The sequence below is a fragment of the Sporichthya sp. genome (assembly GCF_013815995.1).
Classification (GTDB): Bacteria; Actinomycetota; Actinomycetes; order Sporichthyales; family Sporichthyaceae; genus Sporichthya.
Map to the genome: position 1 here is coordinate 1 of NZ_JACDFE010000028.1, position 14948 is coordinate 14948.

Annotated in this window: 13 protein-coding genes and 1 pseudogene; 8 read left to right on the top strand and 6 right to left on the bottom strand. The window is 70.7% G+C overall.

Translation table 11 applies throughout. From position 1 onward, the window contains the following. From H0X00_RS05275 to H0X00_RS05300, 6 genes and pseudogenes are all read right to left on the bottom strand, one after another. Positions 1–291 (bottom strand): annotated as a pseudogene (locus tag H0X00_RS05275) (hypothetical protein); the annotation flags it as partial. Beyond that, positions 282–1739: an ABC transporter substrate-binding protein gene (locus H0X00_RS05280; RefSeq protein ID WP_293767732.1), complete on the bottom strand. Its 1458-nt coding sequence runs from the start codon at positions 1737–1739 to the stop codon at positions 282–284. The gene H0X00_RS05280 and the pseudogene H0X00_RS05275, both read right to left, overlap by 10 nt. Beyond that, positions 1736–3646 (bottom strand): ABC transporter permease, encoded by a 1911-nt coding sequence (locus H0X00_RS05285; protein WP_293767733.1) that lies wholly within the window; start codon positions 3644–3646, stop codon positions 1736–1738. The genes H0X00_RS05280 and H0X00_RS05285 overlap by 4 nt, the downstream gene beginning before the upstream one ends. Continuing rightward, a complete protein-coding gene (locus H0X00_RS05290; protein WP_293767734.1) occupies positions 3643–4206 on the bottom strand; it encodes a hypothetical protein in 564 nt (187 codons plus the stop codon). The genes H0X00_RS05285 and H0X00_RS05290 overlap by 4 nt, the downstream gene beginning before the upstream one ends. Then, positions 4203–4481, bottom strand: a complete 279-nt coding sequence (locus tag H0X00_RS05295) for a hypothetical protein (RefSeq protein ID WP_293767735.1) — start codon at positions 4479–4481, stop codon at positions 4203–4205. Before H0X00_RS05295 ends, H0X00_RS05290 begins: the two co-directional genes overlap by 4 nt. After that, entirely contained in the window at positions 4481–5713 is a 1233-nt protein-coding gene (locus H0X00_RS05300) for a hypothetical protein (RefSeq protein ID WP_293767737.1), read from the bottom strand. Before H0X00_RS05300 ends, H0X00_RS05295 begins: the two co-directional genes overlap by 1 nt. A 57-nt stretch (positions 5714–5770) precedes the next feature. Between H0X00_RS05300 and H0X00_RS05305 the strand changes: the two genes are divergently transcribed. From H0X00_RS05305 to H0X00_RS05340, 8 genes are all read left to right on the top strand, one after another. Next, on the top strand, positions 5771–6919 hold the full coding sequence (locus tag H0X00_RS05305) for an acyl-CoA dehydrogenase family protein (RefSeq protein WP_293767738.1): 1149 nt from the start codon (positions 5771–5773) through the stop codon (positions 6917–6919). A gap of 139 nt (positions 6920–7058) precedes the next feature. Further along, a complete protein-coding gene (locus H0X00_RS05310; protein WP_293767739.1) occupies positions 7059–8027 on the top strand; it encodes a pirin family protein in 969 nt (322 codons plus the stop codon). A gap of 158 nt (positions 8028–8185) precedes the next feature. After that, positions 8186–8953, top strand: coding sequence for a 1-acyl-sn-glycerol-3-phosphate acyltransferase (locus H0X00_RS05315; protein ID WP_293767740.1), 768 nt, complete (start codon positions 8186–8188; stop codon positions 8951–8953). Positions 8954–9301: 348 nt separating this feature from the next. Then, positions 9302–11197 (top strand): hypothetical protein, encoded by a 1896-nt coding sequence (locus H0X00_RS05320; RefSeq protein WP_293767741.1) that lies wholly within the window; start codon positions 9302–9304, stop codon positions 11195–11197. A 20-nt stretch (positions 11198–11217) separates the two neighbouring features. Further along, entirely contained in the window at positions 11218–13068 is a 1851-nt protein-coding gene (locus tag H0X00_RS05325) for a CopD family protein (protein WP_293767743.1), read from the top strand. 23 nt (positions 13069–13091) lie between these two features. After that, positions 13092–13448 (top strand): hypothetical protein, encoded by a 357-nt coding sequence (locus H0X00_RS05330; protein ID WP_293767745.1) that lies wholly within the window; start codon positions 13092–13094, stop codon positions 13446–13448. Continuing rightward, positions 13445–13750 (top strand): DUF3817 domain-containing protein, encoded by a 306-nt coding sequence (locus H0X00_RS05335; protein ID WP_293767747.1) that lies wholly within the window; start codon positions 13445–13447, stop codon positions 13748–13750. Before H0X00_RS05330 ends, H0X00_RS05335 begins: the two co-directional genes overlap by 4 nt. 49 nt (positions 13751–13799) lie before the next feature. Continuing rightward, the gene (locus H0X00_RS05340) at positions 13800–14927 is read left to right on the top strand and encodes an AI-2E family transporter (RefSeq protein WP_293767749.1); all 1128 of its coding nucleotides are present in this window, start codon (positions 13800–13802) and stop codon (positions 14925–14927) included. Positions 14928–14948: the final 21 nt, after the last annotated feature.

Genomic DNA, 14948 nt, shown 5'->3' on the forward strand with positions numbered 1-14948 from the left:
GGCCGGTCCCGGGGCGGCGGGTGCGCCGCTGGTTCCCGGCGCGCCGGGCTTGAGCGATCCGGTGTCGACGACCCCGGTGGGAATGCCCACCGCGGGAACGCCGGCGCCGGGCACGGCTCCGCTGCCGGCCGTTGCCGCGCGGAGCTTGTCCAGCGATTCCTGACTGAGCGTCACCTTTCCGGAATCACCGGCGCCGGCGCGGATCTCCGCGTCGTCGGCGCGGGTGCCGCAGCCGGTGAGCAGTAACGAGCCGGCGACGATCAGCGCGGGGAGGACCCGGGTCAGACGCATATCGTCTTGCTCCCTCGGGGAGCCGTCCACCCCTGCGGGGTGAGCAGTTCGTAGAACAGGCAGCCGCTGCTGACCGCCTTGGGTTGTCCCGGCGTGAAGGTGAGGGGGCCCGTCAAACCGCCGAGAGTTTCGTTCTTGATCTTGCCGAGCCCGGTGACGACCATCGCCGTCGTCAGGGGTCCGGTGCGTGCCTCGTCGCCCGCGAGGGCGACGGCCTTCTCCAACAGTGCCGCCGAGGTCCAGACCGAGATGGAAGCTCCGTCCGGGGCGAGCGAGGGTGCGTACCGCTTGAGCGCGGCCTGGTACTGCTTGAGACCCGGGGTGTCGTCGAGCACCCACGGCGCGGCCGAGGTCGCGGTGGCGAGGTTGAACGATCGCAGGAGCGCGTCGGTCGCCTGGCCGGGGCTGATCGTCCCGCCGACGCCGGAGAGCAGGGGCTTGTAGCCGAGCGCCGCGCAGGAGCGCGCGAGGCGGATCATCGCCGAGCCGTCCATGCCGAGCGCGATCTGCTCGGCGCCGGCGTTCTTCGCGTTCTGGCACTGGGCGGTGAAGTCGGTCTGGGTGATCGAGATCGCCGAGCTGTAGACGATCTCGGCGCCGGCCCGCTTCGCGCCGCCCTCCTTGAGGACCTTGTCGGCGTAGGTGCACGCGCCGACCTCGACGCAGTACAGATAGGCGAGCTTCTTCTTGCCCGCCTCGACGCCCTGCTTGATGAACCCGACGATCTGGTCACCGATGGACGCGCCCTGCGGGAACATCCACGGGCTCTCGTGCCACTCCGGCGCGATCAGCTCGCCGCCGATCGCCGGGATCTTCGCGGCTTCGACCGCGGAGCGGAAACCGGACACCGAGAAGGCGACGGTGTTGCCCACCAGCGCCACGATCTTCTGCTGGGTGATGAGCTCCTGCACCAACGCGGCCGAGCGCGACGGGTCGCCACCGTCGTCGCGGTTGTAGACGGTGACCGGGTGGCAGGCCAGCCCGCCGCGGGCGTTGACGTCCTGGGCCCAGACCGCGAGCGCAGTGCGTCCCGGAGCGGAGATCGACCCGGTCACGCCGGAGTAGGTGCCGACCTGGCCGATGGCCACCGCAGCGCCCTTGGTCGTGCAGGCGGCCGCGGTGCCGGGCGCCCGCGCCGCGGGCTTCCCGGCGGTCGCCTGGCCGCCCGTCGGGAGGGCGGTTGCTCCTGACGAAGCGTCAGGAACCGAACCGGCGACCGCCGCCGGAACCTGCGCTCCGGTCTGCGGGGCGCCGACGACGGTCGCGCCCGGGGCGGACGGAAGCGAGCTCTGCAGGTCGGCGATCGCGGACTCCGGCAGCGGCACGGGACCGCCGCCGGCTCCGGCCTGGATCTCGGCGTCGTCGGCCCGGGTGCCGCAGCCGGCGAGCAGCAGCACCGCGCAGGTACCGAGGGCGAGCGCCCGCGCTCGCACGGACCGGGGCCTCACCGGGAGGCTCCGACGGGGGCCGCGGCCGGTTTGGTCGCGGCCGCCGAGCGGCGGGCCCGGGTGGTGCTCTCCTTGCGCCAGGCGGATTCTGTGGCCCACCTGCGCAGGGGGAGGTTCGGACGCCGGGTGGCGTAGACCGCGGCCAGAATCGCGCCGAGGCCGAACAGGACCTGGAAGCCGTCCTCGAAGCCGGTGTTGTACGCCGGTCCGACGAACATGAACAACGGACCGACGACCGCGCAGGTCACGGTCGAGCGACCGGAGATGGCGAGGACGGCGAGCAGGATGAGTGAGAAGACGAAGTTGAAGCTGGTGCCGGACACCGAGCCGAACTGGCCGGCGTAGAGCGCGCCGCTGATCCCGGCCAGGAACGCCGAGATGCAGAACACCAGGACGCGGGTGACGTTCGCCGAGGTGCCCAGGGTGGTCAGGGCGGTGGGGGAGTCACCGAGGCTGCGCAGCAACCGGCCGAGCCGGGCCCGCTCGATGGCCATCACCAGGGCGATGCCGGCCACCGCGAACGCGAGCAGCAGGTAGTAGTACTCGGTGTCCGAGGTGAAGCCCGACGGCCGCCCGGTCTTCAGGTCCGAGAGGCCGAACATGTAGCTCTTCACGTAGAAGAACTGCGCAATGAAGATGCCGAAGCCCAGCGTCGCCAGGGCCAGGAAGAGCCCGGAGAGCCGGATCGCCGGGATCGCGACCACGGCGCCGACCGGGACGGCCATGAGTCCGGCGAAGAGCACCGCCAGGCCCCACGGCACCCCGTTGGAAACGGCGTGCGCGAACGCGGCGGCACCGACCGCGGCCAGGCCCATGTGGCACAGCGAGACCTGCCCCGAGGTGTGCACCAGCAGGCCGAGGGACAGGAAGAGCAGGACCTGACTCATCGCGTTGATCCACACCGGCAGCCGCGAGCCGACCACGTGCGGGACGAGCACCGCGCCGAGCAGCACGAGGGACATGACGAAGAAGCGCAGCTGCGGTGGCAGCACCAACGGCGCGGCCGCGCGCGAGCGGACCTGCGACCCGAGGTCGCCGAGCCGGCCCCGGCCGAGCACCAGCAGGGCGATGAACAGGACGATGAAGGGCAGGTTGAAGTCCAGGCCCTGCAGCCACTCGCGACTGGCGGTCTCCTTGGAGACGAGCTTTTGCGCGACGCCGACGGCGAGGCCGCCGGCGTAGGCCATCGGCAGGCTGCGGAACGCGCCGAGGGCGGCCGCACCGAAGGCCTGCACGACCAGCAGCGAGAGCAGGGTTGCGTCCAACTGCTGTTGCTGCGAGGCGAGCAGGACCCCGGACGCGGCGGCGAACATCGACCCGATCAGCCAGGCCTGCTGACGGACCCGGGTCGGGGCGACGCCGGCAGTGTCGAGCAGTGCCGGGTCGTCGACGACCGCGCGCATCATCACCCCGAGCCGGGACCGCTCGACGAGCAGGTACAGCCCGACCGCGGCCCCGGTGACCGAGACGAACGTGATCACCGAGTCCCAGGTGACCACGACCCCGGAGACGGTGAACGCCTCCTCCCGGGGGAGGAACGGGTCGAAGAGTCGGTACTCCGAGCCGTAGATCCAGGTGGCGCTGGCGCGGATCAGCAGCAGCAGGCCGATGGTGCCGACGATCTGGTAGGAGACCGGAACCTTGGCCAGCCCCCGCGCCATCCGTTCCAGGCCGAGGCCGAGGATCCCGCCGAAGACCACGATCGCCAACACCGCGGCGACCGGCCAGGGCAGCCCGCGCTGTTCGCGCAACTCGTAGAAGGCGAAGGCCGCGCCGGCACCGACCGCGCCGTGGCCGAAGTTGAACAGGCCCGAGGTCCGGTAGGTGAGCACCAGGCCCATCGCGGCCAGGCCGTAGATCGAGCCGTAGACCAGCCCGAAGACCAGGAACGGGACGTAGGAACTCATGCCCGGCCTCCGCCCGTGTTGTTCGGGGGGACGTCGGGGGGCGGCGCCCCTCCGACTGTGCAGATCGGGCAGGGGAGAAGTCCGGCCTCGGCGTGCACGGACGCCGCGGCGAAGCTCGGCGCCTTGTCCTCGAGCAATTGGCAGCCCGCTGCGTGGTAGCGGCGCATGCCGGTCACCGTCCCGAACTGCTGACCGTCCGTCAGGACTCCAGGTGTACGGACCGGCTTCGGGTGCCGGCGGTCGAGCTCGGTCAGCACCTCACGGCGCAGGACGGCGACGCGGCGCAGTCCGAGCAGCAGCCAGATGACCATCCCGAAGCCGCCGAGGATCACGGCCGCGATCCCGAAGCCGAGCCAGCCGGTCTGCGAGTCCAGGTCGACGGTGTCGCTGACCCCCAGCCAGCCGATCACCAGGCCGATCAGGGCCAGCAGCAGGACAACGGCCACGGCGACGGCGTCGCGGCGCGACCACGGCTCCGGGCCGTCGTGCAGGCGTGCGCGACGAGCCCGCGCGGTTCGGCTCGTGCCGGCGCGGGCCTCCCCGAGGCTGATCGAACTCATTCCGCGAGGTCGGCCGTCGCATCGAGCCGGGCGCGGATCCCGCGCAACTCGCGCCATTGGTCACGCAGGTCGGCGGAGAGCCAGAGCATGCCGCCGAGGCCGAGCAGGAACACCCCGCCGAGGCCGGCCGAGGCCAGGTACGGCAGCTGCTCGGAGACGAACCCGGTGTCGCTGATCTTCATCCAGCCGACCAGCAGCAGGATCGCGCCGATCAGCACGGCCAGGGCGCCGAGGGCGCGGTCCCACTGGGTGCGGGCCCAGTCCAGCAGTGGCATCAGCGAGCTCCTCGGTACAGAACGGCACAACCGCCGACCGCGGCCAGGCCGACGGCGGCGACCATCAGGTAGATCCAGCCCACGTCCGAGCCGACCGCGGCCCGCGAGGCCTGCAGCGAGGCCAGGTCGATGCCGGCGACCGGAGCGGCGACGGGCGCCAGGACGGGAACGGTGCCGGGCAGGCCGGCCAGATCAGTGGTGGGCAGGGCGGGGGCGCCCGGTACACCGGTCGCGGCGTCGACCCCGGCGTCGACCCCGGTGTCGGCGGCGGCCGGCGTGGTGGGCAGCACGGTGTAGGCAACCTCGGCGCGCAGCAGCCCGATCGTGTACGTCACCGGGGTCTCCCCGGAGAACCCGCCCGGCGTACCGGCCGGCGGGGCGGGCAGCGTGGTCTGGATCTGCAGGCCGGCGCCGATGATCCCGTCCGGGGTCTCCTGCGGTACCTGGAAGGTGGTCGGGTAGCCGGCCCCGCTCAGCGCCGCCGCGATCTGGGCGAGCGGGACGTCGTTCTGGGCCGGGGCCTCGGTGCCGTTCTGTAGCGTGAACTTGCCGTTGGTCAGGCCGATCACGAAGCCCGGAGCGCTCAGGCGGGTGAAGCTCAGCTCGGAGGCGCGGGTGAGCTTGCCGGCGGAGTCCCGCGAGGCCGTGGCGACCGCGTGCAGGCCGCTGATCACCAGGGATTCCCCGATGCGCAGGGCATCCAGGTCCGTCACCGCCTTGGCGACCACGTCGTCCCCGTCGCGGGCAACCCGCGCGGAGGAGGTACCGCCGGCGCCGGTGGACCCGCCGGTCGCGGTGGACTGGGTGAGCGTCTCGGTGCTCTCCGCCCGCAGTTCGATGCCCGGGTAGGACAGCTGCTTCGCGCCGTCGCCGAAGCTGGTGGCGATCACGAACGGGTAGGCCGGCAGCGGCACGCCGGCGGCGCCGCCGACCACGCCGGGGATGCCCGCGACCTCTTCCCCGGGGTAGGGGAAGGCGGCGTAGGCGTCGGACTGCTGCAGCGAGTTCTGCACCGCCGAGGCGGTCGGCCCCTGCAACTGGGGTGCCACATTGAGCGGGATCGACTGGTTGGTGAGGATCACGCGCGTGCCGGTCGCCTCGGCGACTGCCGCATAGGTCGCGTCGGCCTGGGCATCGGCGCTGATCAGCGGCACGATGGCCAGGCCGAGAACTGCACAGACGGCAGCACCAGCCTTACGGTGTAAGCGGGCCATACCGAGCAGTATCCCCATGAAATGTCTCGTTTGTGTGGCCCGCCCCACATTTGGCGAAACCTGGAGGACATTCAAATGCGCCGGACGCTGCTTGACGAGTCCCACCTGGCCTTTGCGGATGCCGTCGCGGCGTTCGTCGCAAAAGAGGTCACGCCGCACTACGAGGCGTGGGAGGCGGCCGGGATCATCGACCGCGAAGCCTGGCGGGCCGCGGGCAAGGCGGGCCTGCTCGGGCTGTCCGTCCCGGAGGAGTACGGCGGCGGAGGGAACACCGACTACCGCTACAACGCGGTCCTCTGTGAGGCGCTGGAGGGCACGCCCGGCCTCGCGCTCTCGCTGCACAGCGAGGTGGTCGGCCCGTACCTGACCGAGCTGTGCACCGAGGAGCAGCGGCAGCGCTGGTTGCCCGGGTTCTGCACCGGCGACCTGGTCACCGCGATCGCGATGACCGAGCCCGGCGCCGGCAGCGACCTGCAGGGCATCAAGACCACCGCCGTCCAGGAGGGGTCCGGAGAAGGGGCGCACTGGGTCATCAACGGCTCGAAGACCTTCATCACCAACGGCATTCACTCCGACCTGGTGATCGTGGCGGCCAAGACCGACAAGGCGGCCAAGCACAAGGGGATCAGCCTGTTCATGGTCGAGCGCGGCATGCCCGGCTTCGAGCGCGGCCGCAACCTGGACAAGATCGGCCTGCACGCCCAGGACACCGCCGAGCTGTCCTTCACCGACGTCCGGGTTCCGGCGAACAACATCATCGGCGAGCTCGATCGGGGCTTCTACCACCTGATGCACAACCTGCCGCAGGAGCGGCTGGTGATCGCGATCGGTTCGATCGCGCGGGCCGAGCGGATCTTCGCCTCGACCCTGGACTACATCAAGACCCGCACCGCGTTCGGCCAGCCGATCGGCAGCTTCCAGAACAGCCGCTTCGTCGCCGCCGAGATCGCCACCGAGCTCGACATCGCCCGGGTCTACGTCGACCGTTGCATCGCCGACCACACCAACCGCGAGCTCTCCGCGGCCGACGCCGCCAAGGCCAAGTGGTGGACCACCGAGCTCTCCCGCTCGATCATCGACCGCTGCCTGCAGCTGCACGGCGGGTACGGGTTCATGGAGGAGTACCCGGTGGCCCGCGCCTGGCGCGACTCCCGCGTCAGCACCCTCTACGGCGGCACCACCGAGATCATGAAGGAGATCGTCGGGCGCGACCTCGGCCTCTGACCCTCGAACCATGAGGCGTGACACGCCTCATGGTTCGGACGGCAGACGGGTCGGCTGCCTCGCGGTGCAGGCACGCGCTGAGAGGAATAGTGGACGCGTCAACTAAGTTGTGGCAGCATCTGCTCCCGAAGAGGCCGCCATGCCAGCCGTCACCGTTTCCGACATCACCGTCCTGCCGCGCATCGCCGAGCCCGACCCGGCCACGACCGTGACCCGGCCGGTGCTCGCCGCCCGCCCGTCTCCCACCGGGCACGAGGGCGAGGGCTTCCCGGTCCGGCGCTCGTTCGCCGGGATCGACCAGGCCCACCTCGACCCCTTCATCCACATGGACCAGATGGGCGAGATCGAGTACGCGCCGGGGGAGCCGAAGGGCACTCCGTGGCATCCGCACCGCGGCTTCGAGACCGTCACCTACATGATCGACGGGGAGATGCAGCACCGCGACTCGATCGGTGGCGGCGGGCTGATCAGCAACGGTGACACCCAGTGGATGACCGCGGGTTCCGGCCTGCTGCACATCGAGACCCCGCCCGAGCAACTGGTGCTCTCCGGCGGCCTGTTCCACGGCATCCAGCTGTGGGTGAACCTGCCGGCCGCGGACAAGATGATCGCCCCCCGCTACCAGGACATCCGCGGCGGCGAGGTCGCGCTGCTGTCCTCGGCGGATGGGGGAGCGCTGCTACGCGTCATCGCCGGCGAGCTCGGCGACAGTGTTCATGGAATGCATGCCGGCCCCGGCTCGACGCACACCCCGATCACACTCGTGCACGCGACCATCGCCCCCGGGGCCCAGGTCCGTCTGCCGTGGAACCCCGCGTACAACGCGCTGGTCTACACGCTCTCCGGCGAGGGCCACGTCGGCGCCGAGCGGACGCCGCTGGCGACCGGCACCACCGCGGTGCTCGGTGCGGGCGACGCGATCGTGGTCGGCGCGAACGGTGCCCAGGAGGCCCGCCACGGCGGCGGCCTCGACGTCCTGATCCTCGGCGGCCGCCCGATCCGCGAGCCCGTCGCCGCCTACGGCCCCTTCGTGATGAACACCAAGGCCGAACTGATGAAGGCCTTCGAGGACTTCCAAACCGGCCGCCTCGGCGTCATCCCCGAGTAGCCACCCGCGTGCGCCAAGCACCCCCGAAAGCGCACCGTGGCACGTTGGTTTTTCGTTCGGACGTGCCGTACTGCGCTTTCGGGGGTGACCGCGATGTGCCGTACTGCGCTTTCGGGTGACGGGGGCCGCCTGCGCCCGCGTCCCCTAGGGTTTTGCCCATGGCGGATGAGAAGGCGATCGCGTACGACGGCCCCGAGCGGGTGTACCCGCCGGTCATCGCCGCCGCGCTGGTGTGGTTCCGCGGGCTGGGCCTGAAGATCACGGTCGACGGTGCGCATCACGTGCCGACCACCGGCCCGGTCGTGCTGGCCTCCAATCACGTCAGCTACCTGGACTTCATCTTCGCCGGCTGGGGCGCCCGGCCCTCGAAGCGGCTGACTCGCTTCATGGCCAAGGAGGCGGTGTTCTCGCACAAGGTCTCCGGTCCGCTCATGCGGGGGATGAAGCACATTCCGGTCGACCGCGATGCCGGGTCCGGGTCGTTCCGGGAGGCGCTGCGCGCCCTCAAGGCCGGCGAGGTGGTCGGGGTGTTCCCGGAGGCCACTATCAGCCGCTCCTTCACGGTCAAGGAGATCAAGTCCGGCGCGGTGCGGATGGCGGTGGCGACCAAGGCGCCGCTGGTCCCTGTCGCGGTGTGGGGCACGCAGCGGATGTGGACCAAGGGCCGCAAGCGCCAGTTGCTCAAGCGCCGGGTGCCCGTCCTGGTCTACGTCGGCGAGCCGATGTACCCGCAGCGCGGGGAGGACCTCGAGGCGCTGGCCGTCGAGCTGCGCCGGCGGATGCAGGAACTGCTCAACCGCGCCCAGCGGGACTACCCGGTCCAGCCGGCCGGCCCGGACGACCGCTGGTGGCTCCCGGCGCACCTGGGCGGGAGTGCTCCGACGCCCGAGGAAGCCGCCGAGATGGACTCCGCCGGCGCGCGCTGACGCACCGTCAGCAGCGGTCGGTTGTCCGAACAACTGCCGCGGCAATTGTCCGAACATGCAGGTCAGGAGCCCGGAGACGTGAAACTCGATTGAGTTGGTCGCCTTAGTTGCGATAGCTCAATTCCCCTGATAACGTCTCAGGTATGGGCATCGGAGAACTGCTGGTCGAGCGTTTGCACGTCGACCTCATGCGGAGTCCAGCGATCTGTGTGAGTGCTGACGCGCTCCTGCGTCGACTGCTGGGCTGAATAACCGTCCAGCTCCCCGCCCGCTTCACCCCCTCCTCAACCGTGCGCACGGCCCACGGCCCACGGGCGCGCGCGCCCGTGCACACCCCCTCGGAGAACAATGAGCACGCTGTTCCGCCGCAAATACGCGGCCATGGCCGCTGTCCCGGTCCTGATCGGGTCGGCCGTCTTCGGCCTGCAAGGCACGTCGGCCAACGCTTCGGACGAGGTCAAGGTCTTCACGTCGAACTTCACCTCGACCACTGGCGAGATCTTCACCGCGACCAACCACCTGGTGCAGGACAGCCCGGAGGTCGCCCGGGCCAAGCGCGCGCTGGTGAAGTCGGCTTTCGACGGGACCAACCCGGATGCGAAGAAGATCGTGACCGCGGACGGCAAGATCCGCCACGAGTGGATCGTCGCCTGGGCCGGTGACTGGAACGCCGCAGACAACAACACCGCGAGCCTGGTCAAGACCAAGCCGATCGTCTCCTTCGACGGGGAGGAGCTGCGGGACAACGCAGTCGGCCCCGACTTCCTCGCGGTCATCGACGCCACCAAGGGCTCGCCGACCTACGGCAAGGTCGTCAACACCGTCACGACCGGTCCGGTCGTGGAGAACGAGCCGCACCACATGCAGTACCTGTGGCACAAGGGCGACGAGATCTTCGCCGGCGGTCTCTACAGCGACATCACCTACGTCTTCGACGTCAAGGCGCTGCCGAACGTCACGATCAAGGGCGTCAACCTGCCGACCGACACCCCGTGCGGTTCGATCCCGGACGCGTACTGGACGCTGAAGGACGGCACCGCCTACGGCACCTACATGGGTGGCGCGGACGTGCCCGGGCCCTGCACCTACACCAATGGCGAGGTCCGCCTCTCCAACGGCTTCGGTGGCTCGCCGGGCTCGCTGGTCCACATCGGCAGGGACGGCAAGACCCTCTCCGAGGTGCCGGCCGCGCTCCCGGACTCCGAGGACCCGAACGTCTGCCTGAACATCCCGGCCATTCCCACGGCCACCTGCGCGAACCCGCACGGCATCCAAGCCCGCGAGGATCTCAACATCCTCATCGCCTCGGACTACGCGGAGCCGCGCAACATCGTGCTCGACCCGGTCAAGGCACCGGATGCCCGCATCTTCCGCCCGACCGTCCGCACCTGGGACATCACCGAGCGGGACAACGCCAAGCTGCGGTCGGTCTCGATCATGCCCGACGGTCCGCGCAAGGAGCGGGTCGCTGCGCACGAGGAGCCCCGCGGCATCATGGAGGTGACCGTCACCAACCAGAAGGAGCACAAGGGTGCCTTCGCGTCCTCCATGTGCGGTGGCGTCATCTACTACACCCCGGACATCACCGCGGCGAAGCCCAAGTGGCGTGAGGTCTTCGACGACACCACGGCCGCTCGTATCCACAACCCGCAGGTCAACGAGGGCGGCGGCTGCGACGGTGGCGGTTGGGTCCAGACCAGCCCGGACGACAAGTACCTCTACCACGCGGTCATCGGCCGTAACCCGGGCTCGATCGACCCCGCCGACAGCGGTGTCGCCAAGCAGGTCTACATGCTGGACATCCGCAAGCTGCTCGCGGCCGGCACCAATACCACCTGCTCGATCGACACGATCCAGGAAGTCAGCAAGGGCGGCGCCGAGAAGGACTGCCCGACCCTGACCGACAGCTTCCTGGTGCAGGACAACACCTCCGGCGGCCCGCATTGGGGCACCCCGGACAACTTCACCATCGGCAAGGACGGGTACTACCACGAGACCACGAACGTGACCCGGCTCGCGTTCTCGAACTACTTCGTGGCCCGTACCAACAACGATGGCAACCACCAGCTCTGCATCCTGAACATCAGCAAGCAGGGCAAGCTCTCGCTGGATGACACCTTCATCGACGAGAACACCGGCGCCAGCTGCGTCAACTTCAACCGCACGAGTTGGCCGCACGGCGACTACGGCGATGCCAAGCCCCACTCCATGCTGTTCGTGGTGGCCGACGAGGACGTCCGATAGCACGGAACGCACTCCGCTGGGTGGCCGCCGCCCTGATCCTGACACTTAGTCAGATCGGGGCGGCGGCTCCCGCTTCTGCCCATGGCGGCGGGGAGTCCGCGGCCGATCTGCCGGCCGCGGACACAGTCGCCCGGGCGGTGGCGCTGGTCGCTGCCGCCCTCCTGGCCGGCGTGACGCTGATCCGCCCGCTGGCCGGTTCACCGACCGAGCCGGCCCGGCGCCTGATCGCCACCTTCGCCGCGGCCGGGGCGGTGGCCGCGGTGGCCGGGGCGGTCGGGAATCTGTCCGGCCCCCGATATCTCCTGCTGATTCCGCTGCTGGCGCTGACGGCGGCCGCGGCCCTGCGGGGGCCGGTCCCGCTCGCCCTCGCCGCCGGGGCGGCCCTCGTGGTGTGGCTGTGCTGGAGCGCGGTCACCTCCTCGGTGGGCGACGCCGTTCTGATGCTGAGTCACGTTGCGGTGGCCGTCGTGTGGGCCGGCGCGGTGCTGGCCTCGGCCACCGCTGAGCCGGGCACCCGGGCCGCGCTGGTCCGCCGGTTGGGCCCGGTCGCGCTCGGCGCCGGCGTGCTCGCCGCGGGGACCGGTGTGCTGTCGGCCCGCAACTACGACGTGACCCTGGGCGGGATCACGATCACCGACTTCGGCACCGTGGTCGTGATCAAGGTCGCCCTGCTGGTCGGGGCCGGCCTGCTCGGCCTCGGGGTGCGTTTCGTGCTCCGGGCCCGGCGCGTCCGGTCCGACTCCGACCCCGATCCGCGCCGCGGTGCGGTGCTGGCCCGGCTCGAACTCGGCGTGCTGGTGACGGCGGTCGTGGCCGGCGCGGTGCTGACCAGCCTGCCCCCGCCCGGACCGCCCCCGGTGGCCGGTTCGCCGCTGGTGCGCGCGCTCACCCTGGACGACGCGATCACCGGCCTGGTCATCGCGCCCCAGCGCCCCGGCCTGAACCTCGTGCACGTGATGACCGACCGGTTCACTGACGTGGTCGTCGACGGCCGGCGGTACCGTGCCGAGCCGCGACCGGGAACCCAGGGCCTGTGGGCCGAAGTGCAACTGCCGGCCGGCCGCTCGCTCCTCGAGGTGCGCCAGGGCCGCCAGGTCGCCGCCCAGATCGTGAACACCGGCGACCGCCACCCCGCGCAGGACAGGCTGTCCGGCCCGGACGGCGCGGAGTGTGTCTCGGCCGCCATGGGCGCGTTTCTCGGCGGATCGCGCGCCCCGCTGGAGGCCTGTCCGGCCGACGCCCTCGCGCCTGCCGACGAGAGCGCGCTGCGTGGCCTCGTCAAGAACCTGGACACCCGTGGCGTGCGCCGCCTGCGCCTGATCACCGACACGACGCCCCGCGGCGTGGCTGCGGAGAAGGCGGTGCGGGCCGCCGCCAAGGCCGCGCGGATCGTGGTCGCCGAGAACCCGGCACCGGGCCAGGGCAAGGCTGACGCCGTCCTCGCGCTGGCCGGGTGGGAGATCTCCCGGTCCAGCCTGGACGGGCTCCGCGCGGGGCCCGCTCCGCTCTACGGCACCTACCTCGCGTCGTGGCTGGTCCAGGCCGGGGCGGTGGCGGCGGCGGGCGGCGCCCCGCTGGCCGCGCTCCCGTTCGACCCGACCGACTCGGAGGCGCAGGCGTACCTCGTCGCGCTGCGCCGGGTCGGGCCGACGGAGAGCGCGTCACCGGCCGGGTTCGTCGCATTTCTCGCCGCCCGCGGTCAGGTGCTGTTGTCGGGGGGCTCGGTGCTCTACGCGGCCACGGTCGGCTTCGAGATCATGCCGATGGGCGGCGGCCAGGACTCCGCCGGCGGGATGAACCATGGCGGCGTGGACTCGACCTGGTTCGGCGGTGGTGCGCTGACCCCGGTCAGCACCCGGCTGCCGGGGTGATTGCCGCAGGTACCGTGGAGGCCGTGACCGTCCTGTTCAAGCCGCGCTGGCTGGCGCTGCATGCGTTCACGGTCTTCGTGGTGGTGAGCTGCGCCTCCCTGGCCTGGTGGCAGTTCGTCCGGGCCGACGCCGGGAACGGGCGCAGCTTCGGCTACGCGCTGCAGTGGCCGGCGATGGGCGTGTTCGGTCTCTGCGTCTGGGCCTGGCTGTGCCGGGACGGCATCCGGGCCGCCCGCGACGGCGAACCGGAGGAGGATTTCGAGCTGGAGCCGGTCGCCGTGCGGCGGGCGCCGGTACCGGTCGTGGATCCGGCGCAGGACCCCGAGCTGGCGGCCTACAACGCGATGCTGACCCGACTTGCCGAGAAGGACGCCCAGTGAAGAACACCCCGGCCGGCCGCTATCAGGTGGCCGCCTACATCGTCGGCGGTCTGCTGGTGCTGCTCGTGTTCGCGATGGTGATGAAGTACGGGTTCGACAACCATGACTTCATGTGGGTGGCCCTGGTCCACGGCTACTTCTACATCGTCTACCTGATCCTCGCCTTCGACCTGTTCCGGCGGTCGCGCTGGCCGATGCGTCGGCTGGCCGAGATGATCCTGGCCGGCCTGATCCCGGGCATGACCTTCATCGTCGAGCGGCGGATCGCCCGCTTCGCCCGCGAAGTCCAGCCCGCGCAGTAGGGCGCGCCTGGGCCGTTCTGCGGCGTGGGCGTCCTAACGTCGGATGGACATGTCCGCATCCGACGGCCCGGTTCAGGTCTCGCGCGGCCCGACGTGGCCGCCGATGCTCTACGTCGCCAAGGCCACCGCCACGGTCCTCGGCGTGGTCGCGCTCGCCCTGTTGGTCACCGAGGTCCGGTCGGTGTTGGCCTCGATCTTCCTGGGCTTCTTCTTCGCGGCCGGCCTGGAGCCGTTCATCCGCAAGCTGGAGGCGCGCGGCCTGCGCCGCGGGCACGCCGTGCTGGTCCTCGTGACCGGGGCCCTGATCCTGCTCGCTCTGATCATCTGGCTCATGGTGGTGCCGGCCGTCGAGCAGGCCAGCGACTTCGTGGCGAACATCCCGACCCTGCTCAACGACCTCAACGAACGCGGCGAGGGTCGCGAAATCCTCGGCGTCAAGCTCGACGACCCCGAGGTGCAGCGCAAGATCCAGGAACAGGTGGACAAGATCCCCTCGATCCTGGCCGCCTCCCTGGGCACGGTCTACGGGATCCTGGGCGGCATCGTCACGGCGCTGTTCGGCATCTTCACCGTGTTCGCCCTGACCATCTACTTCATGATGGCCATGCCGCGCCTGCACTCCTTCGCCGTCCGCGCCCTGGGCGACTCGGAACGGGTACAGGTTCTCGACGACTCGCTGGACCGGATCGGCGGCTACGTCACCGGGCAGCTGGTGGTCTCGCTGACCGCGGGTGTCTTCAGCGGCGCGTTTCTCAGCCTGCTGGGCGTGCCGTACTCGATGATCCTCGGGCTCGCGGTGGCGTTCCTGGACGCGATCCCGCAGGTCGGGGCGACCATCGGAGCCGTCCTGTGCATGCTGGTTGCGCTGACCGAGAGCGTGGGCCTGGCGGTCGTGGTCTTTCTCGTGCTGCTGGCCTACCAGCAGTTCGAGAACTACGTGCTGGCGCCGCGCGTCTTCTCCGAGGCGGTCGACCTCTCGCCCATCGCGGTCTTCGTCGCGGTGCTCGTGGGCGCGGCGGTGGGCGGCGCGATCGGGGCCCTCACCGCGCTGCCGATCACCGCCGCGCTGAAGGTGGTGTTCCGCTACGTGTTCCGCGAGCAGCTCGGCCGGATCGATTCGGTCGCTTATGAGGGCCGCGGCGTCTACGGCGACGACGAGCGCGAGGACCTCCCCTAGTACTCACCAGGGTGGCTCTAG

Bases quoted from the DNA above. Each gene is read 5' to 3' on its own strand.
- H0X00_RS05285 (WP_293767733.1), bottom strand. From the start codon at position 3,646: ATGAGTTCCTACGTCCCGTTCCTGGTCTTCGGGCTGGTCTACGGCTCG.
- H0X00_RS05290 (WP_293767734.1), bottom strand. From the start codon at position 4,206: ATGAGTTCGATCAGCCTCGGGGAGGCCCGCGCCGGCACGAGCCGAACC.
- H0X00_RS05295 (WP_293767735.1), bottom strand. From the start codon at position 4,481: ATGCCACTGCTGGACTGGGCCCGCACCCAGTGGGACCGCGCCCTCGGC.
- H0X00_RS05300 (WP_293767737.1), bottom strand. From the start codon at position 5,713: ATGGGGATACTGCTCGGTATGGCCCGCTTACACCGTAAGGCTGGTGCT.
- H0X00_RS05305 (WP_293767738.1), top strand. From the start codon at position 5,771: ATGCGCCGGACGCTGCTTGACGAGTCCCACCTGGCCTTTGCGGATGCC.
- H0X00_RS05310 (WP_293767739.1), top strand. From the start codon at position 7,059: ATGCCAGCCGTCACCGTTTCCGACATCACCGTCCTGCCGCGCATCGCC.
- H0X00_RS05315 (WP_293767740.1), top strand. From the start codon at position 8,186: ATGGCGGATGAGAAGGCGATCGCGTACGACGGCCCCGAGCGGGTGTAC.
- H0X00_RS05320 (WP_293767741.1), top strand. From the start codon at position 9,302: ATGAGCACGCTGTTCCGCCGCAAATACGCGGCCATGGCCGCTGTCCCG.
- H0X00_RS05340 (WP_293767749.1), top strand. From the start codon at position 13,800: ATGTCCGCATCCGACGGCCCGGTTCAGGTCTCGCGCGGCCCGACGTGG.